14 protein-coding genes are annotated in these 21,398 nt (G+C 60.8%); 7 read left to right on the forward strand and 7 right to left on the reverse strand.

The window, feature by feature from the left end:
• Nucleotides 1-382: 382 nt before the first annotated feature.
• A complete protein-coding gene (gene gatB / locus M8N44_RS13030; RefSeq protein ID WP_102729077.1) occupies nucleotides 383-1,849 on the forward strand; it encodes an Asp-tRNA(Asn)/Glu-tRNA(Gln) amidotransferase subunit GatB in 1,467 nt (488 codons plus the stop codon).
• An 86-nt stretch (nucleotides 1,850-1,935) separates the two neighbouring features.
• Here the strand turns inward: gatB and M8N44_RS13035 are convergent, their stop codons facing one another.
• Nucleotides 1,936-3,666: a thiamine pyrophosphate-dependent enzyme gene (locus M8N44_RS13035; RefSeq protein WP_102729078.1), complete on the reverse strand. Its 1,731-nt coding sequence runs from the start codon at nucleotides 3,664-3,666 to the stop codon at nucleotides 1,936-1,938.
• Nucleotides 3,667-3,855: 189 nt separating this feature from the next.
• Here M8N44_RS13035 and M8N44_RS13040 point away from each other — a divergent pair, with 189 nt between their 5' ends.
• Nucleotides 3,856-6,393: an alpha-amylase family protein gene (locus tag M8N44_RS13040; protein ID WP_102749389.1), complete on the forward strand. Its 2,538-nt coding sequence runs from the start codon at nucleotides 3,856-3,858 to the stop codon at nucleotides 6,391-6,393.
• A gap of 123 nt (nucleotides 6,394-6,516) precedes the next feature.
• Here the strand turns inward: M8N44_RS13040 and M8N44_RS13045 are convergent, their stop codons facing one another.
• Nucleotides 6,517-7,170 carry a hypothetical protein gene (locus M8N44_RS13045; RefSeq protein WP_022397432.1) on the reverse strand — a complete coding sequence of 218 codons (654 nt, stop codon included), beginning with the start codon at nucleotides 7,168-7,170 and terminating at the stop codon, nucleotides 6,517-6,519.
• 172 nt (nucleotides 7,171-7,342) lie between these two features.
• Here M8N44_RS13045 and M8N44_RS13050 point away from each other — a divergent pair, with 172 nt between their 5' ends.
• The 3 genes from M8N44_RS13050 (at nucleotide 7,343) to M8N44_RS13060 (ending at nucleotide 14,541) form a co-directional block, all read left to right on the forward strand.
• Nucleotides 7,343-10,099: a calcium-translocating P-type ATPase, PMCA-type gene (locus tag M8N44_RS13050; protein WP_102729080.1), complete on the forward strand. Its 2,757-nt coding sequence runs from the start codon at nucleotides 7,343-7,345 to the stop codon at nucleotides 10,097-10,099.
• Between the two features lie 110 nt (nucleotides 10,100-10,209).
• The gene (locus M8N44_RS13055) at nucleotides 10,210-11,367 is read left to right on the forward strand and encodes an efflux RND transporter periplasmic adaptor subunit (RefSeq protein WP_180975271.1); all 1,158 of its coding nucleotides are present in this window, start codon (nucleotides 10,210-10,212) and stop codon (nucleotides 11,365-11,367) included.
• Between the two features lie 12 nt (nucleotides 11,368-11,379).
• The gene (locus M8N44_RS13060; RefSeq protein ID WP_102729082.1) at nucleotides 11,380-14,541 is read left to right on the forward strand and encodes an efflux RND transporter permease subunit; all 3,162 of its coding nucleotides are present in this window, start codon (nucleotides 11,380-11,382) and stop codon (nucleotides 14,539-14,541) included.
• A gap of 55 nt (nucleotides 14,542-14,596) precedes the next feature.
• Here the strand turns inward: M8N44_RS13060 and M8N44_RS13065 are convergent, their stop codons facing one another.
• The 3 genes from M8N44_RS13065 to thiD all read right to left on the reverse strand — a co-directional run bounded on the left by M8N44_RS13065 (nucleotide 14,597) and on the right by thiD (nucleotide 17,516).
• Nucleotides 14,597-15,979: an SLC13 family permease gene (locus M8N44_RS13065; RefSeq protein ID WP_102729083.1), complete on the reverse strand. Its 1,383-nt coding sequence runs from the start codon at nucleotides 15,977-15,979 to the stop codon at nucleotides 14,597-14,599.
• Nucleotides 15,980-16,269: 290 nt separating this feature from the next.
• Complete coding sequence (locus M8N44_RS13070; RefSeq protein ID WP_102729084.1) at nucleotides 16,270-16,530, reverse strand: hypothetical protein; 261 nt, start codon at nucleotides 16,528-16,530, stop codon at nucleotides 16,270-16,272.
• A 197-nt stretch (nucleotides 16,531-16,727) separates the two neighbouring features.
• Complete coding sequence (thiD, locus tag M8N44_RS13075) at nucleotides 16,728-17,516, reverse strand: bifunctional hydroxymethylpyrimidine kinase/phosphomethylpyrimidine kinase (RefSeq protein ID WP_180975272.1); 789 nt, start codon at nucleotides 17,514-17,516, stop codon at nucleotides 16,728-16,730.
• Between thiD and M8N44_RS13080 the strand changes: the two genes are divergently transcribed.
• Nucleotides 17,515-18,096 carry a hypothetical protein gene (locus M8N44_RS13080; RefSeq protein WP_180975273.1) on the forward strand — a complete coding sequence of 194 codons (582 nt, stop codon included), beginning with the start codon at nucleotides 17,515-17,517 and terminating at the stop codon, nucleotides 18,094-18,096. The genes thiD and M8N44_RS13080 overlap by 2 nt on opposite strands.
• On the opposite strand, the gene M8N44_RS13085 is transcribed toward M8N44_RS13080, so the two are convergent.
• Nucleotides 18,093-19,124: a tetratricopeptide repeat protein gene (locus M8N44_RS13085; RefSeq protein WP_180975274.1), complete on the reverse strand. Its 1,032-nt coding sequence runs from the start codon at nucleotides 19,122-19,124 to the stop codon at nucleotides 18,093-18,095. The genes M8N44_RS13080 and M8N44_RS13085 overlap by 4 nt on opposite strands.
• A gap of 176 nt (nucleotides 19,125-19,300) precedes the next feature.
• Between M8N44_RS13085 and M8N44_RS13090 the strand changes: the two genes are divergently transcribed.
• Nucleotides 19,301-20,038 (forward strand): hypothetical protein, encoded by a 738-nt coding sequence (locus M8N44_RS13090; protein ID WP_022397441.1) that lies wholly within the window; start codon nucleotides 19,301-19,303, stop codon nucleotides 20,036-20,038.
• Nucleotides 20,039-20,051: 13 nt separating this feature from the next.
• On the opposite strand, the gene M8N44_RS13095 is transcribed toward M8N44_RS13090, so the two are convergent.
• Entirely contained in the window at nucleotides 20,052-21,317 is a 1,266-nt protein-coding gene (locus tag M8N44_RS13095) for a hypothetical protein (protein ID WP_102729088.1), read from the reverse strand.
• Nucleotides 21,318-21,398: the final 81 nt, after the last annotated feature.

Genomic DNA, 21,398 nt, shown 5'->3' on the forward strand with positions numbered 1-21,398 from the left:
TTGTATTATCGTCGTCCTGTAGATGTTGCTAGACTCCAATCACTCTCCACTCTCCACTCTCCACTCTCCACTCTCCACTCACCACTCTCCACTCTCCACTCTCCACTCTCCACTCTCCACTCTCCACTCTCCACTCTCCACTCTCCACTCTCCACTCTCCACTCTCCACTCTCCACTCTCCACTCTCCACTCTCCACTCTCCACTCTCCACTCTCCACTCTCCACTCTCCACTCTCCACTCTCCACTCTCCACTCTCCACTCTCCACTCTCCACTCTCCACTCTCCACTCTCCACTCTCCACTCTCCCGCCTCAGGCCTTTTTACTGGACAGGGAGAAGAGGGTTCCGTACAGTTTGCGCGATATTCAAGCGTTCCGAATTTATGGCAATTTCAGATTACATCGTGACCATTGGCCTGGAAGTCCACTGCCAGATCAAGACGAAGAGCAAAATGTTCTGCTCCTGCGAGACCGGCTTTGGCTTTGAACCCAATACGCGCGTGTGCCCCACCTGCCTGGGGCTGCCGGGCGCCCTGCCCGTCCTGAATGAGTTCGCCATTGAACGCACCCTGCTGACCGGGCTGATGCTGGGATGCTCCAGCCCGGAGGTTTCCCAGTGGGACCGCAAGAATTACTTCTACCCGGACATGGCGAAGAATTACCAGACTTCCCAGCTGGACCTGCCGCTGTGCCTGGGCGGGGAGGTGCCCCTGTATCCCTGGTCCTACCCGAACGACGTGATCAAGGCCGGCGTGCCCCCCTTCCGCACCGTGAAGCTGACCCGCATCCATTTGGAGGAAGACGCGGCGAAGATCACCCACCACGCCAATTATTCCCTGATTGACTACAACCGCGCGGGGTCCGCCCTGATGGAGATCGTCTCCGACCCGGACATCGATACCCCGGAGGAAGCCTACGCCTACCTCAAGTCCCTCCAGCAGATTCTGAATTACGGGGACATTTCCGACGCGGACATGGAGAAGGGCCAGATGCGCTGCGACGTGAACATTTCCCTGCGTCCCCACGGCCAGAAGGAACTGGGGGCAAAGGTGGAGATGAAGAATCTCAATTCCATGTCCGCCGTACGCCGCGCCCTTCATTATGAAATCCAGCGACAGGCGGAAGAACTGGACATGGGCATCGCACAGATCCAGTCCACCCGCCGCTGGGACGACGAACGCGGGGAAAGCTCCATCATGCGCACCAAGGAAGACGCGCACGATTACCGCTATTTCCCCTGCCCGGACCTGGTGCCCATACACACCGCCCCGCTGGTGGAGAGGGTGCGCAGCCAGATTCCGGAACTGCCCCAGGAACGCCAGAAAAGGTTCATGGAGGAGTACGGCCTGAGCGAATATGACGCCAACGTGCTGGTGGGAGACCTGGAACTGGCCCGCTTCTTTGAAGAGGCGGCGCAGGGAACCGCCAGCGGCAAGAAGATCGCCAACTGGGTCATCAACAACATTTCCGCCGTGCTGAATGAAAAAGGCATGCGCCCGTCCGAATGCCCGGTGAAGCCCGGCGCCATCCGGGACCTGATCGCCATTATTGACGACGGCACCGTTTCCAACAACCAGGCCAAGGACGTTTTCACCAGGATGTGGGAGGAACCGTCCCTCACCGCGGCGCAGGCCGCCAAGCTGCTGGGCTTTGAAAAGGCGGATTCCTCCTTCCTGGACGGCATCGTGCAGGAGGTCATTTCCGCCAATCCGGACAAGGTGGCGGAAATCCGGGGCGGCAACGACAAGCTCCTGAACTGGCTCACCGGCCAGGTGATGAAAGCCGCCAAAGGCAAAGCCAACCCGAAGATCGTGACGGAAGCGCTGAAAAAGGCTCTTTCAGAACAGTGACCAAATACTAAAGATGAAAGACCAAATATTTTCCGGCACGAGCTTTAGTATTTGGTCTTTCCTATTTAGTATTTTTGTTCAAGCCCTCAGGGCTTGAACAGCTTTCGGTTCCCGGCCAGGGTGTTCCACACCTGCTTCACTTCCCCGGTCAGCGTCTGCTTGACCATCGCCAGGGAGAAGTCCGCGGCCTGCCCCAGGCTGATGTAGGGGGGCAGCGCGATGGCATCCCGGTCCACACGGGCATCCAGCAGAGCCGCTCCCGGATATTTCAGGAAGGCCTGCACCATTTCGTCCACCTGGCTTGACTTGTCCAGCACAAAGCCCTTGATGCCCACGGCGTCCGCCACGGCGGCAAAGGAGGGGTTGTCCAGGTTGATGCCCCACGGAATCAGGCCCGCGGCCTGCATTTCCAACTGGATGAAGTCCAGGCAGTCGTTATTGTACACCATCAGCTTCACCGGCAGCTTGTACTGCGCTATGGTAATGAGGTCCCCCAGCAGCATGGACAGGCCGCCGTCTCCGCACAGGGCGACTACCTGGCGGTTCGGGTACGCCTTCTGGGCCCCGATCGCCATCGGCATGGCATTCGCCATGGAGCCGTGATTGAAGGAAGCCAGCGTTTTTCTGCCCAGCGTGGAGCACAGGAAACGCGCGCTCCAGATGCAGGGGGTGCCCGTGTCCACGGTAAACACGGCGTCCGGAGCCGCGTACTTGTTCACGGCGGTGGTCACCTGTTCGGGGCGGATGGGCGATTCCTTGTCGTTCCCGTCCATGTAGGCATTCATGTCCTTCACATCCTTGGCGTGACGCTTCAGGGAGGCGTCCAGGTGGTCGGAATCCTTTTTCTCCTCCACCATTCCCAGCAGGGCGTCCACCGTGGCGCCCACGTCCCCGCAGATTCCCAGGTCCAGGCGGCAGCGGCGGCCCAGCACTTCCCCGCGACGGTCGATCTGGACGATGGCGGGCTTGGTAGGAAGGAAGTTGAAATAGGGGAAATCCGTCCCCCACATCACGATCAGGTCGCTCTCATGCATGGCCTTGTACGCGTCACCCCAGCCCAGCAGTCCGGTCATGCCTACGCCCACGGGGTTGTCATGCTCAAAATAGTCCTTGCCGCGCCAGGTATAGGCAATCGGGGCCTTCACGCGGGCGGCGAGCTGCACCACCTTGCGTTCCGCTCCGGCGCAGCCGCCCCCGCAGAAGAAAGTAATGCGGTCGTGTGAAGCGAGCATCTGCGCCAGCCGCGCCACGGATTCATGGTCCGGAACCACTGTTTCCCGGGCGAAGGCGGGTGGATGCACCAGGTCTTTGGCCTCCGCCGGCGCGTCCGCCACGTCGCCCGGCAGCACGATGACGCCCACGTCATGCAGGGAATAGGCATGCTGGATGGCGGACATCAGCACGCGGGGAGCCTGCTCCGCCGTGGAAGCCAGTTCCGCATAAGAGCTGCATTCCTTGAACAGTTGTTCCGGATGGGTCACCTGGAAATAGTCCACCCCCACCTGGCTCTGGGGGATGTGGGAGGCGATCGCCAGCACGCGGGCCCTGCTCCGGTGGGCATCATAAAGGCCATTGATCAAGTGAAGATTGCCGGGGCCGCTGCTGCCGCAGCACACGGCCAGGTTACCGGTCAGCTGGGCTTCCGCACTGGCGGCAAAGGCGCCCACCTCCTCATGCCTCATGTGGATCCATTCGATGGTTTTTTTTCTGCGGAGGGCGTCCGTAATGGGGTTCAAACTGTCTCCCACAATGCCGTAAATGCGCTTTACTCCCGCTTTTTCCAAGATTTCAACAAGCTGATCAGCTACCGTATACATGCAGATTAGACCAAGACCGGTTGAAAAAAATCAGTGCTTGTGTGTCATAGATACCGGAAGTTCCTTCCGCGCGGAAAACCATGACGGATTTTCAAACAGCCGCCTCTCCTGCCGGGAGGCTTTTTCCTTGAAGAAACCGCGTTGGAGTCTATCTTGGCAAGGTAGTTCCATTTTCCTTGATACCAAACCATGAAATTCCTCACTAAAGCTCTCCTGATGGCCACCGTTCTGGGAAGCGTTGCCACCGTTCCCGCAGCAGTCGTCTTCCCGGGCCCCACCCCCGGCGCGGCCAATGCGGAGCAGGCGCCCTCCGGCTATACCCTTTCCAACAACATCCTGACGGCCAAATTCATCAACCGGGGCGGGAAGCTTTCCTTCGGAGGAATGACGTCCAAACTGGGCCCTGTAGCCAAGGCCGGGGACGAATTGTTCATCATCAACCTTCAGGACGGCCAGAGCATCAAGTCCTCCGGCCTGAAGGCGGGGGACGTCAAACTCGTCACCCTCCAGCCCAATCCCAAGGCGTTCAAACTGGCGGACCGCTTCCCCGGAAAAGCCGTCACGGCCTCCTTCCAGGCGCTGAACGGCTCCCTGCACATTTCCTGGCGCGCCGTACTCAGGGACAATTCCCACTACCTGCGGCAGGAACTCCGCCTGGTGAGCACAAAGCCCATTCAGATGAAAAGCATCGTGGCCATGCAGTATGACCTGGTGGAAGGGAAGGCGGGTTCCCCCTCCGTTTCCGGCAATGCCAGGGGCGCGCTCATCGTGAACGACCTGGCGTTCACCGCCCTGGAAACGCCCATGGGCATCAACACCGTGGGAGGCTCCGGAAACGCGGCAGGCGGGGAGTCCACAGCCTGGAACGCGGACAAATGGTCCACGGCTTCATGGACGGGCAATTTCAACATTCCGCAGGAGCTGAAAAAGCAGTACGGGGAACAGGTAGCCTGCGCGGAAGGCCCCGTCACCATTGACGGCAAGGGCTCCTGCACCATTACTTTCCAGTACAAGGGAGGCGACAAGGGAAACAACAAGCTGAACACCGCCGGCGTGCAGCTCCTTTCCGCCAAGGGGGCCGTCCTTGACTCCGACTTCCACGCCGGGAGTACCGGAGACGCCAATGCCAACAATTCCTACACCGTAAAAGTTCCCGCCAAGGGGAATTACCTGCTGCGCTACTGGGTCCAGACCAGGAGCGAACCGATTGCCAGCAAGGGGGAAATCACTTTCTCCCTGCCCGTGCGCACGCTGGAGGAAAAGGAAGACGCCCAGGCGGACGATTCCCAGCTCGCCCAGGGCGTCTGGAGCCGCAAAACCACCATGCAGCCCAGGGAGGTGTGGGAGGTGTCCTCCGTCCTCGGCATCTTCGCCCCCGGCCAGCAACGCCGTTCCTTCCTGGCCTATATGGAGCGGGAGCGCGTGATGCCCTACCGCCCCTTCATCCATTACAATTCCTGGTATGAACTGAACATCAACCGGAACAATGATTCAGACCCCGCCAAGCGCATGACGGAAGAACAGTGCCTGGCCGTCCTGAAGGATTGGCAGGAACAGTTTTTCCAGAAGCGCGGCATGTCCATTGACGCCTTCGTCTGGGACGACGGCTGGGACGAGTTCAACAGCCTGTGGGATTTCCACAAGATGTTCCCGCAGGGCTTCAGGCGCATTGACGCCGCCGCGGGTAAACAAAAGGCCGGCATCGGCACCTGGCTGGGCCCGGTGGGCGGCTACGGTGCCTCCAAGGGCAAGCGCCTGGCCCACTGGAATGTGAAGCACCCGGACAACAAGATCGGCAACTTCCAGCTTTCCAACAAGGAATACTTTGACGCCTTTGTGGGCCGCTGCTCCCAGATGGTGAAGGACTACAACATGAAGTACTTCAAATTCGACGGCATCAGCACCCATTTCCACGCCAAGGGCCCCGGCAACGAGGAGGATGCGGAAGGCATCATCCGCGTGCTGAACGCCCTGCGCAAGAAGAAGGGGGACCTTTACATCAATTGCACCGTGGGCACCTGGGCCTCCCCGTTCTGGTTCCGTTATGCGGATTCCGTATGGAGGCAGGAAAACGACTTCGGAACGATTGGCGTGGGCGACAACCGCGACAAGTGGATTACCTACCGCGACCGCCTGGTGCATGAGGTCTTTGTGCAGGGTTCCCCGCTGATGCCCATCAATTCCATGATGACCCACGGCCTGATGGTCACCAAGTTCGGGCCGCCCGCGTGCATGCCCCGCGACCCTGAAAACGTGAAGAAGGAACTCCGCTGCGCCACGGCCTGCGGCACCTCCCTGCAGGAGCTTTACGTGGACAGGGACCTGATGAACGCCAAGGACGGCATGCTGTGGGACGAGCTGGCCAAGGGCATTAAATGGATACGCCGCAACGCGGACGTTCTGGACGACGTGCACTGGGTGGGCGGCAACCCGTGGAACAAGGAGGCCAATGAAGGGGCCGTGTACGGCTGGGCCGCATGGAATAAAAACAAGGCCACCCTGGCCCTCCGCAATTCCTCCGACCAGGAAAAGAGCCTGACCGGCACCCTGCGCGGCATCCTGGACATTCCCGCGGACGTCAAGGGGGCCATCACCTTCAAGGATTCCTATGACGACCAGCGGGAGCTGGACGGCTTCTCCGGCAAGACCGTAAACATTGACAAGGAGCTCACCTTCACGCTGAAGCCCTTTGAAGTGCTGGTGTACGAAGGAGGAAAGGTCAAATAAAAGCTTCCGGAGTCCCGGAGCCACGCTCCCGCTCAAGCAGAAGCGGCACTTGAAAAGCTACATTGGGGGGGAGGCTGGAAAAGCAGCCTCCCTCCATTTTTTCCACCCGTCCCTGCGCCCGGGTCAGAACGTTTTCTCAAACGTCACCGCTTCCAGCGGGTCGGAGGGGTTGACCGGCATCACCAGGCATTCCGCATTCTCCCCGCCCAGGTACAGCGTCAAACTGCTGCCGGGGGAATAAACGATGGAGACGCCGTAATATCCCCCTTTCTTCACCAGGGACCAGGTTCCGCGGCAGGAGGAAACGAGGTCCTCCTCCAGCACGGAAAGGTCATCCCGGTCTTCCGGGCGGGAAATCCACCTGCCCCACGCCTCCGGGCGCGGGAAGGAGGAAATCTCGCACGTTCCGTCTTCATTCAGGAGAAGCGTGGAGGAGCTGACCTGGAAAAAGCGCTTCAGCTCCGGCGGCCGGAAAAACCACCGCTCCCTGGGGGAGGATTCCACCTCGTACTTTCCGGACAGGGCCTGGAGCTCCGGCTCCTGGATCCACAGGAAAGTCTTTTGATGCATCACCTGGCGGCACGCCAGGCCCACCACGGCCAGCAGGGAAAGGAACGCCAGGGCAAACGCCCACAGGGCCAGCCGCTTTCTCCACCACGCATACACGGCGGCCAGTCCCGCCACGCTGCCCACGCAGATCCAGAACCCCCAGGAGCGGGAGAGGAAGGCAAGGGCGTCCGCCAGTACGGAAAGGCCATGAGAAAGATCATTCCACATAGGTGCTTCAGAATCGCCGGAACTCCGTCAAAGTCAAGGCAACAATGCCGCCTTTTACGGCACGGGAGGCAAGCCGCGCCGCTCCTTTCCCAAAAACTCCCGTCATCATCCCTGAAAATCCTCCTCCGCACTTTTCTCACGGACTCCAATCAGGTAAAGAAACATCTCAACCATGAAGAGTGCAGCACATCACCAGGGACTTTCGGAACAGCAGGTTCTGGAAAACCGGACCAAATACGGGGTCAATATCCTGACGCCCCCGGTAAAGGAACCCCTGTGGAAGCAGTTCCTGGAGAAATTTTCAGACCCCATCATCAAGATTCTGCTGGTGGCCCTGCTCCTGTCCGTAGGCGTGGCCTGCTACCAGTTCTTCACCGGAGCGGAACCGGCCAGCGTCTTCCTGGAGCCCGTGGGCATCCTGGTAGCCATCCTGCTGGCCACCTGCGTGGGCTTCGCCTTCGAGGTAAGCGCCAACAAGAAGTTTGAAATCCTGAACCAGGTCAACGACGAGACCATGGTCCAGGTGATCCGCGGCGGCAATATCTGCGAACTTCCCCGCCGGGACGTGGTGGTGGGAGACATCGTCATCCTGAACACTGGGGAGGAGGTTCCGGCGGACGGCGTCCTGCTGGAAGCCGTTTCCCTCCAGGTCAACGAATCCACGCTGACGGGGGAACCCCTCATCGGCAAAACCACGAATGAGGCGGAATTCAAGAAGGACGCCACCTACCCCTCCAACCACGTTCTGAAAGGAACCACCGTGGCGGACGGCCACGGCATCATGGAAGTGACGTCCGTAGGGGACAGGACGGAATACGGCAAGGTCTATGAAGGCTCCCAGATCGACAACAAGGTGCAGACGCCCCTCAACCGCCAGCTTTCCAGGCTGGGCGACCTCATCACCTGGGCCAGCTACGCCATTGCCGCCCTTATCATCATCGGGCGGCTTACCCTGTATTTCTCCCACCTGCCCGGCCCCGTGGAATGGCTGAGCGCGGGAACCTACATTCTGAACACCGTCATGATCGCCGTGACCGTCATCGTGGTTACGGTGCCGGAAGGGCTGCCCATGAGCGTCACCCTGAGCCTGGCCCTGAGCATGAAGAGCATGCTCGCCAACAACAACCTGGTGCGCAAGATGCACGCCTGCGAAACCATGGGGGCCGCCACCGTCATCTGCACGGACAAGACGGGCACCCTGACGCGCAACCAGATGAACGTATACAAGGCGGACTTTTACGGCCTGGGGAACGCCGCCCCGGCGGACGGCGAGCTGGACAACCTGATCCGGGAAGGCATCGCCGTCAACTCCACCGCCTTCCTGGACTATGCGGACCCGGAACACATCAAGGCCCTGGGCAATCCCACGGAAGGGGCGCTCCTCCTGTGGCTGCACGGGCTGGGCGTGAATTACCTGGACCTGCGGGAAAACGCCCGCGTGCAGGAACAGCTCACTTTTTCCACGGAACGCAAGTACATGGCTACCGTGGTGGAATCCCCCCTGCTGGTCAAAAAAGTCCTTTACGTGAAGGGCGCGCCGGAAATCGTGCTGGGCCTCTGCTCCACCGTCCTGACTCCGGAAGGCCAGGTTCCTGCCGCGGACATGCGCCCCGCCATTGAGGAACAGCTCCTGGCCTACCAGAACCAGGCCATGCGCACGCTGGGCTTCGCGTACCGAATCCTGGATGATGACGCCCCGGTGTTTGAGGACGGCCGCGTCATCCGCAAAGACCTGGTTTACCTGGGCATCGCCGCCATTTCCGACCCCGTCCGGGACGACGTGCCCCAGGCTGTGAAGGACTGCATGGACGCGGGCATCAATATCAAGATCGTCACGGGAGACACCCCCGGAACCGCACGGGAAATCGGCCGCCAGATCGGCCTGTGGACGGAGGCGGACACGCCGGACCGCCTGATGACGGGCGTGGAGTTTGAACAGACGCCGGATGCGGAACTGCTGGACCGCGTGATGGACCTGAAAATCATGTGCCGCGCCAGGCCCATGGACAAGGAACGCTTGGTGAAGCTGCTCCAGAAGAAGGACCAGGTGGTGGCCGTCACCGGGGACGGCACCAACGACGCCCCCGCCCTGAACGCCGCGCAGGTGGGCCTCTCCATGGGGGACGGCACTACCGTAGCCAAGGAGGCCAGCGCCATCACCATCCTGGACAATTCCTTCATGAGCATTTCCCGCGCCGTCATGTGGGGACGCTCCCTGTACCGGAATATCCAGCGCTTCATCGTCTTCCAGATGACCATCAACGTGGCGGCCTGCCTCATTGTGCTCATCGGCGCGTTCCTAGGCACGGAATCCCCCCTCACGGTCACGCAGATGCTCTGGGTCAACCTCATCATGGATACCTTCGCCGCGCTGGCCCTGGCCTCCCTGCCGCCGGACGAACGCGTGATGCAGGATCCGCCGCGCAAGACGACGGACCACATCATCACCCGCCCCATGGGCAGGAACATTCTGGGCGTGGGCATCCTGTTCGTGGCCTTCCTGTTCGGCCTGCTGCAATACTTCAAGCATGCGGACGTCACCAGCCTCACGCAGTTCAGCCTCAGCGGCTACTTCGGCAGCTACCTGGACTTCTCCTCACCGGAGCATGAACTGACCGGCTATGAACTGTCCCTGTTTTTCACCATCTTCGTCCTTCTCCAGTTCTGGAACATGTTCAACGCCAAGGCTTTCAACACGCACCAGAGCGCCTTTGCCCGCATGGGCGCCAGCATCGGGGGCTTCGGAGTGGTGGCTCTGCTCATCCTGGCCGGGCAATACCTCATCGTCACCTTTGGCGGCAAGATGTTCAACGTGGTGCCCCTGAGCTGGACGGACTGGGGCATCATCTTTGCCGGCACCTCCCTCGTCCTGTGGATCGGAGAGCTGGTGCGCGCCTTCACGCCGGACAAATCCTCCGCCCGCCCGTAAGACGTCCCGCCGCGTCATCCGGGTGAAAATCCACCTGCATGACACGGACGGCGCTGCCGCCCGGAAAGCCTTCTTTCAACAAAGGAGGCCGCCGGCGTGTCATTCACAGCATGGACTTGACACGCCTGACGGGCTCTATTTCCGGTTCCGCCGTTCTCCTCTTCTTGTTCTCCCTCCTTTTTTCCGGGTGTAAAAAGACGGAACAGGTGCCGCATGAAACGCCCACGCTTATTTACGAACAGCCTGTTGCCATGGACATCCCGGTGACGGGAAGCTGGGTGGGCCATCTGGACGGCGTGGACAACGCCTCCATCGTTCCCCAAATCACGGGCTACCTGCAAACGCAGAATTACGCCAACGGCGCCATTGTGAAGAAGGGGGAGGTGCTTTTCCGCATTGACGATTCCACCTTCAAGGACCAGGTCTCCAGGGCCAAAGCCACGCTGGAACAGGCGCAGGCCCAGCTCCAGCAGTTGAATTATGACGCGGAGATTTACAAGCCCCTGGCCGCGGAGAACGCCATTTCCAAGCAGAAGTACGAGGATACGCGCCTCTCCGCCATTGCCGCGGAAGCGCAGGTGCAGCAGGCCACGGCGGCCCTGGCCCTGGCTGAAAAGAATCTTTCCTATACGGTGCTGTATGCCCCCTTTGACGGAATCGCCGGCATTTCCAAGACGAATATAGGCGACCTGGTCAGCCCGGAAAGCGGCCCCCTCGCCGTCGTATCCTCCGTCAATCCCATCCGCGTCAACTTTGCCGTCACCCAGCAGGAATGGATCCAGCAGGCCGGCAAGAACGGGAATGAAGGCGTCCAGTCGGGCAGCAAGCTGGATATCACGCTGAAAGACGGTACCAAATACCCGGAACAGGCTACGGTGGTAGCCATTGACCGGGCGTTCAACCCCCAGACGGGCACCATCCGCGTGCAGGCCAACCTCCCCAATGCCGATTACCTGCTGCGTCCCGGCATGTTCATCATGGCTACGGCCCGGCTGGCTACCGTCAAAAACGCGCTGACCGTTCCGGCAAAGGCTCTTCTTTCCACGCAGGGGCGCTTTTTCGTCATTGCGCTGGATGAGAACAACCACCCTTCCATCATCCCCGTGCAGGCCGGAACGCAGCTCGGCGACCGGCAGCAGGTCATTCCGCTGAAACCGGGTTCCCTCACCCCGCAGAGCAAAGTGGTCGTGGACGGCCTTCTCCAGGCGGAAATGGCCTCCAGAAACCCGGACGCACGCCTGAAAGCGGTACCCGCCAGCAACCAATAAGCCCCTCCCGCCATGGCCGATTTCTTCATCAAGCGCCCCATCCTCTCCATCTGCCTCTCCATCATCATCGTCCTGCTGGGGACCTTCTCCATTCTGCGCCTGCCCATTTCCGAGTATCCAGACATCATCCCCCCTTCCATCCAGGTGACGGCCACCTATCCCGGAGCGGACTGCGAGACGGTGGTCAAATCCATCGCCTCCCCCATTGAGCAGCAGATGTCCGGCGTGGACGGCATGTCCTACATGACTTCCGTCAATACCAACAACGGGCAGATGAGCATGATGATCCTCTTTGAGATCGGCACGGAGGCGAACATGGACCAGGTGCTTTCCTACCTGCGCTACGGGCAGGCCACCTCCCAGCTTCCGCCGGAAGTCAGCGAACTGGGCGTCTCCCTGCGCAAGACTAGCGGGCTGCCCGCCCTGGTCGTCAGCCTTTATTCCCCCCAGGGAACCTACGACGGCCTCTGGCTGGCCAATTACGCGTATATCAACATGGTGGACGCCATCAAGCGCGTGCCCGGCGTGGGCGACGTGCAGGTGTTCGGCTCCGGCCGCTATGCCATGCGCATCTGGCTGAATCCGGAAAAGATGGCCGCCCTGAACATCACGGCCCGTGACGTGATGCTGGCGGTGCAGGCCCAGAACGCCGTGAACCCGGCGGGCAAGATAGGCGCGCAGCCCGCTCCGCCGGACCAGCAGCTTTCCTTCACCGTGAAGGCGCCCGGACGCCTGACCAGCGTGAAGGAGTTTGAAAACATCGTGGTGCGCGGACAGGGCAGTTCCATCGTGCGGGTGGGCGACGTCGCCCGCGTGGAGCTGGGTTCGGAGACTTACAGCCTCAGCTCTTCCGTAAACGGCATGCCCGCCGCCTCCATCGGCATTTACGAAGCGCCCGGAGGGAACGCCATCCAGCTGGTGGACAATATCAAGGCCCTGCTGAACGATACGGACATGCCCCCCGGCATGGATTACCTCGTTTCCCTGGACTCCACGCTGGCCGTCCGCGCCGGGATTGAAGACATCGTCAGCACGCTGGTGATCGCCCTGGGCCTGGTTGTGCTGGTGGTCTTCATCTTCCTCCAGGGTTGGCGCGGCACGCTGATTCCGGCTTTTGCCGTGCCGGTGTCCATCGTAGGCGCCTTCATCGCCTTTCCGTTTTTCGGCTTTTCCATCAATACCATCTGCCTGATGGGCCTTGTGCTGGCCATCGGCCTGGTGGTGGACGACGCCATCGTGGTGGTGGAGGCGGTGAAGAACCATATTTCCAACGGAGAAAAGCCGCTCCAGGCCACCATCGCGGCCATGAAGGAGGTATCCGGCCCCATCGTGAGCACGGCCCTGGTGATTTCCTGCGTGTTCGTGCCCACCCTGCTGCTGCCCGGCGTCACGGGCAAGCTGTTCGAGCAGTTCGCCGTGACTATCGGCATGTCCATCATCATTTCCGCCTTCTGCGCCCTGTCCCTCAGCCCCACCCTGTCCGCCGGGCTGCTGAAAGGAGGGAAAGCGGATTCCATCCCCCTGCTGGGGCCCTTCTTCAAGTTATTCAACAAGGGCTTCAACAAGGCGCGCGACTGGTACGTGGAAATTTGTGCCAAGCTCATCCGGCACATGTGGCTTTCCATCCTGCTGCTGGCCGCCATGACCGCCCTCCTCTTCCCTCTCGCCAAGCTCATTCCCACCGGCTTCCTTCCCAATGAGGACCAGGGTTACCTGTTCGGCGGCGTGGAACTGCCGGATAATACCTCCCTGAACGTCACGGCGGCCACCGCCGCGCGGATTGAACAGATCATCCGGGAAGATCCCGGCGTGGAAGTGGTCACCACTGTAAACGGGTTCAACCTCATCAGCTCCGTCCAGAGCTCCTCCAATTCCTTCTTCTTCATTTCCCTGAAACCATGGTCCGAACGCACCGCCCCGGGCATGACGGCGGACGGCATCGCCGCCCGGCTGAAAAGCAAGCTGAACGCGGAGATTTCCTCCGGCATGGCGTACGTGGTCCCGCCGCCGCCCCTGCCGGGCGTGGGCACATCCGGAGACGTCACCTTCCTGCTGGAGGACCGCCAGGGCATCGGGGAGAAATTCCTGGCCGCCAATACGTCCAAATTCATCGAGGCTGCGGAAAAGAGGCCGGAAATCGCGGGCATCAGCAATTTCATGTCTCCCTCCAACCTTCAGTACAATCTGAACGTGAATACGGAGCAAGCCACCCTCCAGAACATGAACGTGGATGAGATTTACGCCACCATCCAGGCGTATATGGGCAGCACCTTCCTGAACAATTTCAACATTTACGGTCAGGAATGGCAGGTGTACATGCAGGCGGACGCCCCGTACCGGAACAGCATCGACAAGCTTTCCATGTTTTACGTGCGCAACAATGACGGCGACCCGGTCCCGCTGGATTCCGTCATTAACGTCACTCACGGCTGGGCGCCGGAATTCCTGATCCGCCAGAACATGTTCAACAGCTCCCAGCTCAACGTCACCCCGGCTCCGGGCTATTCCTCTGGGCAGGTCATGAATGCCCTGGAGGAAGTCTTCGCCCAGACCATGCCGTCCGGCATGGGGTATGACTACTCCGGCATGAGCTACCAGGAAAAACAGGCGCAGAAAGGCATCACCATCGGCATGATCTTTGCGGCGTCCGCCGTGTTCGTTTTCCTGATCCTGGCCTCCCTGTATGAGAGCTGGTCCCTGCCCGTGGCCGTCTTCATGACCGCCCCCATCGCCATCCTGGGCGCATTCCTGGCCCTGTGGATGTTCGGGCTGAACCTGAACATTTATTCGGAAATCGGCCTCATCGTGCTGATTGCGCTGGCGGCCAAGAATGCCATCCTCATCGTGGAATTCGCCGTGCTGGAACTGAGGCAGGGCACGGACCTGCTCACGGCCACGCTGGACGCGGCCAGAATCCGCCTGCGCCCCATCCTGATGACCTGCTTTGCCTTCATCATGGGCTGCCTTCCCCTGGCCGTAGCCACGGGAGCGGGAGCGGCAGCGCGGCAGGTGGTGGGCGTGGGAGTCATCGGCGGCATGATTACGGCCGTCTTCATCGGGGTGTTCTTCATCCCCTCCTTCTTCTACCTGATTGCCAAGCTGGCCAAACTGGACAAGAAAGCAGCGCGGGAACTCCAGGAAAAGGCCCAGGGAACAGCCGTCCCGGCCAAGTAGGCCACGCCGCACGCCCGGAACGGCAAAGCCCGCGCCTGCACGGGAGCCCTTTCCGCTACATCCAGAATATCCAGGCCCAGAAAGCCTTCACGAAGACGAGCACCACATTGATCAGCAGCCCTACCTTCACCATGGTCATCTGAGGGAATTTCCCTGTGGCGAAGGCCAGGGCGTTGGGAGGCGTGGAGACGGGAAGCATGAAGGCACAAGAGGCCCCGATGCCCACCAGAAGCACCAGCGGCGTGGCGGACATGCCCATGGCGGAGGCCACCGTCACCATCAACGGAGCCACCAGGGCTGCGCTGGCCGTATTGGAGCAGAATTCCGTCAGCGACGTGATGAAGAGGCTGATGATGAGCAGGATGATAATGGGACTCTGCCCCATGGCCAGGGAAGATACCTGGTCCGCCAGAAATCCCGCCGCCCCCGTCTGGACGAGGATGCTGCTGAGCGTGATGCCGCCGCCGAACAGCAGCAGGACGCCCCAGTCCGTATTTTTGGCGATGCCGCCCCAGTTGATGACTCCGCACAGGGGCAGCAGAACCGCGGCACACAGCGCAATGAGCGTGTCCATGGACGGAATGCCGCCCAGAGCGGAGGAAAGGAAGCTGCTGCACATCCAGCTCCCGGCCACCAGCACGAAGAGAAGCAGCACGCGCACCTGCCTGGCATTCAGCCGGGCCTCCGCAACCTCCCCTTCCGCCGGGGCCATGTCCACATGCAGCCCCAGCCGCGGGCGGAAGAACAGGTACATCAGGCAGAAGACAATCACTCCGAATACCAGGACAATGGGCATGGCAATCCGGAACCATTCCGCAAATCCCATGCCGAGCTCATGCGCCGCAATGGCGTTGGGAGGGGAAACCACCAGCGTTCCCATGCCGCCGATGGAGGCGCTGTACGCCACCCCCAGCACGGCAAAGGGTGCCGTCGTCTTGAGCTTTTCCGCCGGAATGCGGTCCAGCAGGCCGATGACCAGCGGGAGCATCATGGCCGCCGTGGCCGTATTGGACATCCACATGGAGAGGAACGCCGTAGCCAGGAAAATCAGGATCAGGGCCATCCCCAGGCTTCCGCGGGCCATCCGGAGGATTTTTCCAGCCAGCCAGGTATCAATTTTCTGTTCGTGGAGAGCCCCGGCCAGCGCAAAGCCGCCGAAGAACAGGAAAATGGTGGGATCCGCAAAGCCGGCCAATGCCTTCGCCCCCGGAAGAATCCCCATGAACATGGCGAGCACCGGCACCAGCAGGGCGGTCACGGTCACATGCAGTGCTTCCGTCAGCCACAGAATGCCGATGAAGGTGAGAACGGCCAGCCCCCTGGCTACATCCGGCTCCACGGGAAGCCACTTGAGCATGGCCAGGAAAAGAAGCACGTCACACGCAATGATGATGTAATTGCGGTGTCCTTTGGCGGTGTCGGTGGTACGGTGGCGCATGGCTGGAAAAACAAAATGGTGTTATTTCCTTTTGTACGCCTCCGGGGAATAGAGTCAATATCATTCCGGAAAAGTCCGGGAGAAGCCCCCATGCCGCGGAAGCATGGGCAGGAACGGGCCATGGCCCACAGCGAAGAAATCCGCAGGGGCGCCCCAGGAAAAATCAGGCCGCCCACGGTTCCTTTGTACACAAGAAGGCCATGCCATGCAAAAAGCCGCCATGCAATTGCACGACGGCTTGTAAAAACTGTTTGATTGACGCGCGGAGGCAGTAACCTCCGCCCGGGCAATTATTCAGCGGCCTTCTTGGCAGCCGGCTTTTTGGCGGGAGCCTTCTTGGCGGCGGCAGCCTTGGTTTCAGTCTTCTTGGCTGGGGCCTTGGCCGCGGTCTTTTTGGCGGGAGCTTCCTTGGCGGCAGGCTTGGCGTCCTTGGCAACGGGAACGGCCAGACGGATAGGCGTATTGGAATTCAACTTGGACTGTTCCTTCTTACGCTTGATGTATTCAACACGTCTGCGGCGCTTGGTGACTTTGCGGATTTGCTGTCCCATAGTGATAATTGCTATGATATTTACTAATTCTTAAGAGCTCCATGTGGCACATGGGCGTGGATACAACTACCAACCCCGCCTCCCATACGCAAGCACAAAGCATTATTAAGGCACAGAAAGACGGCGGCAGTCCCCGCTTTTTCCAACCGGGCCGGAAAAAGGGAACGGCGGCAGGCGGGGCGGAACGAAAGGGCTCCCTACCACAATTTCAACGCATCCACCCGGACCGGATGCTCCCAGCGCAGGTGGTCCCGGATGGCGGCGGCAATGAATTCCAGGCCGCGCTCCACCGCCGTGGCCAGTCCGTCCCCGGCGGCCAGCCGCGCCGCGATGGCGGCGGACAGGGAACAGCCCGTTCCATGCGTGCTCACATCCCGCACGCGCAGGCGGTTCCATTCCCCCAGCATGCGGCCGTCCGGGCCGGCCAGCACGTCCCGGCAGTCTCCTTCCAGATGGCCGCCCTTCAGCAGGACGGGGCACCCGTACCTGATGGCAAGGCGCGCGGCAGCCTCCGGCAGTTCATCCCTTTCAGGGTTGACGGAAGAGCGCAACAGCACGGCGGCTTCATCCAGATTGGGGGTCAGCAGGGCCGCGCCCGGGAGCAGAAGTTCTTCATAAACGGCTACAGCCTCCTCCCTCATCAGCCGGTCTCCTGCCGTAGCGATCATGACGGGATCCACCACAACGGGAATACCCGTACCTGCCAGCACCTCATGCACCGCACGGACGATGGCCGGGGAGTACAGCATGCCCGTCTTCACGGCGCTTACCGGAAAATGCTCCAGATTGATGCGCACCTGGTCCGCCACCAGCTCAGGGTCCACCTCCTGGATGCCGCGCACCAGTCCCGGCGCCTCGGACACGACGCAGGTGACGGCCGTGAGCGCAAACGCCCCCATGGCATGGGCCGCCTTCATATCCGCCTGAAGTCCGGCCCCTGCGGAGCAGTCGGAACCGGCAACCGTCATCATTACGGGAATACTCATGCCCCTGTTTTTAATCGGGAGGGAAGCCCTTGAACATCCAAAAATCCGCACGCACCGCCTCAATGTCACAAATCCGGGTGGGAAAACGCCGCGGGAATGCCACAATCCGCCCATGACGCACGCCGCCCCTGCCCCGGACGAACAGGAATTCTGGCTTTTCATTCAGGACGCCCCCCTGCCGGCGGCGGAGGAATTGCAGAAGAACATGTTCCGCCTGGACGCCTGCTTCCGGCTGAACCTTTCCGGCGCGCCGGAAAACGCGCCGGACCATGTGCTGGAAGGGGAATACCTGGACGAAGAGGGAGAATCCCAGCTTGACGTGTTCTGGATCATGGAAACGGACGATGCCCGCCAGGCCTTCAAAAGGGACCGCTCCGCCCTTCGGCAAATAGGGGAACGCACCAAAATGCTGCGTTTCATCCTGGAGGACGAATGCGCGCTGGGCCATGTGTTCGCCATGCTTCACGCCATTCTGGAACACCGGGACGGCCTGCTGGTCATCCCGGACGACCGGGGCAACATCATTCTGGAACGGCGGCAGGCCCTGGAATTCCTGAACCGGGAAATCCGGGAAGACTAGCGTTCCTCCGTCTGCGGGACACGGCTGCCCTCCCGCTCCGCATTCAGTTGGAGCGCCTTCTTTTTCCAGACTTCCGCCATGTCCGCATCCTGCGGGGTTCCCTTTCCGGTGCTGTAGCAGACGGAAAGCATCAGCATGGCGTTGACGTGGTCCTGCCCGGCGGCCAGCCGGAGCCAGTTGAACGCCTTGCCTTCATCCACGGGTACGCCGGAGCCTTCCAGATACGCCAGTCCCACGATGTACTGGGCACGGGCGTCCCCGGCGGAGGCCGCCTGCTCATACCATTTCATCGCGCGCTCCATGTCCTGCTCCACGCCCTCCCCCTTCGCATAAATATTCCCCAGATAGACGGAGGAAGGCGTATTCCCCCCGTTGGCGGCCTTTTCTAGCAATACGCGCCCGGAAGCAGGATCCTTGTCAAAGCCCAGCTTCCCCTCCATGTAGGCCCGGCCCAGCAGGCCCATGGCCGCCGGATGCTCTTCATCCGCCGCCTTGCGCCACAGCTCCAGGGCCTTGTTCCGGTCCTGGTCCGCGCCGTCCCCCTTGAAATACATCATGCCCAGCATGTACAGGGCATTCCCCCGCTGGGTTCCTGGACGCGCCAGCCCGTATTCAAACCACTCCCTGGCCGCTCCGGCATCACGCTTGACGCCGGTTCCGTACAGGAACATGGCGCCGATAACCGTCTCCCCGGAATATCCGGAACCCGTTTCCGCCACGGAGTCACACCAGGAGCGCACATCCAGCGGATGGGCCCAGCCGTTCTGCAATCCCTCCGCATACAGGGCGGCCACGTCATTGAGCGTCTTCACGTGCTCCCTGTCATTCCCTTTCTCACGGGCGGCTTTGGCGGAGGCGGCGTCCAGGCGTTCCCGCCAGGCTGCGGCCTCCCCCTTTTCTTCGGCAGGCTCTTCCCGTTTCCCGGAAGGGGCGGCCTGCTTTTCCCCGGCAGCGGGCTTGCGGTCACACCCGCACCACAGGAGGGAGGCAGAGGCGGCCACGCACAAGACGGCAATTTTTTTCATCATGCGCATTACCATAGGACAGCCGCACGGAGCTGCCAAGAAGAGAAATGACGGAAATGCCGCAGCCGTCCCCGCATGGGGACGCACAACATGCCTCCTGCCGCCGCGGAAGCGGGATTTTCTCTTTTAGCATTGAATATTTCCCTATTTTTGTTCTACTGGAACCAGTTCAACCTCTGATGAAATCCGTACCGCGCCTGTATCTCCTGACGTGCCTGGGCCTGGCGTCCCTGGGAAGTTTCTGCTACCGGGGTTCCGCAACGGAACTTCCTGTAAAATACATCTTTGAACTGTCGGATGAACCGGTGAAAGTGCGCCCTGGAAAAATAGACACCAAGAGCGTTTTCTTCCCCAAATACGCGCGAGGCACTTCTCCGGAAGCCCTGAAGCGGCAGGCGGCCCTCTTCCAGTCCCAACTAGGGCAGGCCGCTTCCCGGAGCAAGCCTGCCATCAGCATCCACATGAATGACGACAGGACGGAAACGGACGGCAATGCCCGGTCAGGCTATGAATTCTACCATCCGGACAACCAGGAAGGGCTCATCATCACGACGGAGACGCCGGACGAGGAAGTCTGGCTGAACGATGGAGACCCGGACAGCCCCTTTTTCCACACTCCCCGCTCCGCCACCAATACGGAAATCCGTGAAATCTCCACGCCTTCCGACGTCTGGCCCGCCTGGAACGAAGCGGAAGTCAACCTGCACATGAACCTTCCGGAATCGGAGCCGCGCCCCTTTGTGATTCAGCCGGCGCCGTCCGGAGCCATCCGCACCATCATTAAATCCTTCAATGGAGCCATTTTTGAAGCGGACACCCAGCCCATGCATCCCGTGTGGGACCAGCTCCCCCCCGGATACGTTCCCATTCCGGCGCTTCCCGCTTACCAGCCCACTGTGCTGAGGAAACTGCAATAGCGGCAGGAGGGGATCAAAACTTGAACCGGACGGCCCCGAAAACAGACCATCCGTTGAAGGCCCTGGCCGTTGTTGAGTCCACCCGGCTGGTGACATATTCCACCGCCAGCATCAGCTTCACCGCGTTGACCGCTTCCGGGCACAGGTAGCAGTTCAGCCCCAGGTAAAAGGAATGCATGCTGTCCACCCACGCGGGGTAATGGGTGACGCTGGGCACATACCGCGTATTCAGCTTCACGGAGCGGTTTCCGAAGGAACACTGGTACTGAAAGACGCCTTCCAAGTGGGGGGAAATCCGGTAAACGGGCTGGAGAACCAGACCGTACACGTTCTTTGCGCCCGGCTGGCCCACGATCCCCACGCCCGCCAGCAGGTTCCCCATCACGGAAAAGGCGCCGCGGCTGGCGTCCCAGCTCAGGGAAAGCACGTCCTGCGCGCCCGTTCCACAGTAATCGGAAGAGGAGGGAACCTTCCTTCCCCGCCACTCCGTAAAATTATGGGCGTACTGGTACCCCAGAGTCTGGCTGTCCCACATGGGGGAAGCCACCTTCCATTTCATGGCATTCAGGGCAAACAGGTTATCCGCGGAATGAAACTGGATTTCATCCTTCAAATCCGTACCATTCGCGTTCAGGTAAACGCCGTAGGAATGGTACAGGCTCCTGGCGTCCTTCTGGAAATTGGCCTCCAGCCCCCAGTTGGAGATGGGAATCAATTCATTGCACAGGGCGGACCTCTCCACCGTTTTAATCCGGGAGGAAGCCAGGCAGTATTCCGACGTCAGGTGCGGCGTCAGCTTCCCGGCCCTGAACTTGACGCCGGGCATGGTCTTTTCCAGATAAAGCTCATACAGGGACCACTCCGTGCGGCTGCCGGTCCATTCTCCGCGCACTTCGCGGTGGCGGCCTTCCAGATCCCCCACGTTCGTCAGGTTGGACAGGCGCCAGGAGCCGTCCCCCATCACAACGTCCCCGCCCAGGTAGGCGCGCCGCCACTCGCTGTTATGGCCGCCGGAAGAAGGGCAGAACTTGTTGGCTCCATTGGGGCTGACGGCTGCCGTCTGGTACTGGCCAATCAGGGTCAGCTTCACCCTCCTGATCCATGAGGAATCATCCCGGTACAGAACGGGCCCGCGGTCCAGCACACGGCACAGGGACGGCAGAGAATCCCCGGAAGCCGGGTGAAGCTGCGCCGTTCCCGCGCCGGCCTCCGCCGCGGGAAAAGCGGCGTACCAGCAGGCGGCAAGCAGGTATTTCCCCAGAAAAACAGGCTTCATCATAGGCTCAACAAACAGGTTGCAGGACGCACACCTTAAGGGGGGCCCTCCGAAAATCAAGCCCGGATGTTTCTTTTGGCGTTG

It is taken from the genome of Akkermansia massiliensis, from assembly GCF_023516715.1.
GTDB lineage: Bacteria > Verrucomicrobiota > Verrucomicrobiia > Verrucomicrobiales > Akkermansiaceae > Akkermansia > Akkermansia massiliensis.

Coding starts and splice junctions, on each gene's coding strand:
- gatB (WP_102729077.1), top strand. CDS start 383: ATGGCAATTTCAGATTACATCGTGACCATTGGCCTGGAAGTCCACTGC.
- M8N44_RS13035 (WP_102729078.1), bottom strand. CDS start 3,666: ATGTATACGGTAGCTGATCAGCTTGTTGAAATCTTGGAAAAAGCGGGA.
- M8N44_RS13040 (WP_102749389.1), top strand. CDS start 3,856: ATGAAATTCCTCACTAAAGCTCTCCTGATGGCCACCGTTCTGGGAAGC.
- M8N44_RS13045 (WP_022397432.1), bottom strand. CDS start 7,170: ATGTGGAATGATCTTTCTCATGGCCTTTCCGTACTGGCGGACGCCCTT.
- M8N44_RS13050 (WP_102729080.1), top strand. CDS start 7,343: ATGAAGAGTGCAGCACATCACCAGGGACTTTCGGAACAGCAGGTTCTG.
- M8N44_RS13055 (WP_180975271.1), top strand. CDS start 10,210: ATGGACTTGACACGCCTGACGGGCTCTATTTCCGGTTCCGCCGTTCTC.
- M8N44_RS13060 (WP_102729082.1), top strand. CDS start 11,380: ATGGCCGATTTCTTCATCAAGCGCCCCATCCTCTCCATCTGCCTCTCC.
- M8N44_RS13065 (WP_102729083.1), bottom strand. CDS start 15,979: ATGCGCCACCGTACCACCGACACCGCCAAAGGACACCGCAATTACATC.
- M8N44_RS13070 (WP_102729084.1), bottom strand. CDS start 16,530: ATGGGACAGCAAATCCGCAAAGTCACCAAGCGCCGCAGACGTGTTGAA.
- M8N44_RS13080 (WP_180975273.1), top strand. CDS start 17,515: ATGCCCCTGTTTTTAATCGGGAGGGAAGCCCTTGAACATCCAAAAATC.
- thiD (WP_180975272.1), bottom strand. CDS start 17,516: ATGAGTATTCCCGTAATGATGACGGTTGCCGGTTCCGACTGCTCCGCA.
- M8N44_RS13085 (WP_180975274.1), bottom strand. CDS start 19,124: ATGATGAAAAAAATTGCCGTCTTGTGCGTGGCCGCCTCTGCCTCCCTC.
- M8N44_RS13090 (WP_022397441.1), top strand. CDS start 19,301: ATGAAATCCGTACCGCGCCTGTATCTCCTGACGTGCCTGGGCCTGGCG.
- M8N44_RS13095 (WP_102729088.1), bottom strand. CDS start 21,317: ATGATGAAGCCTGTTTTTCTGGGGAAATACCTGCTTGCCGCCTGCTGG.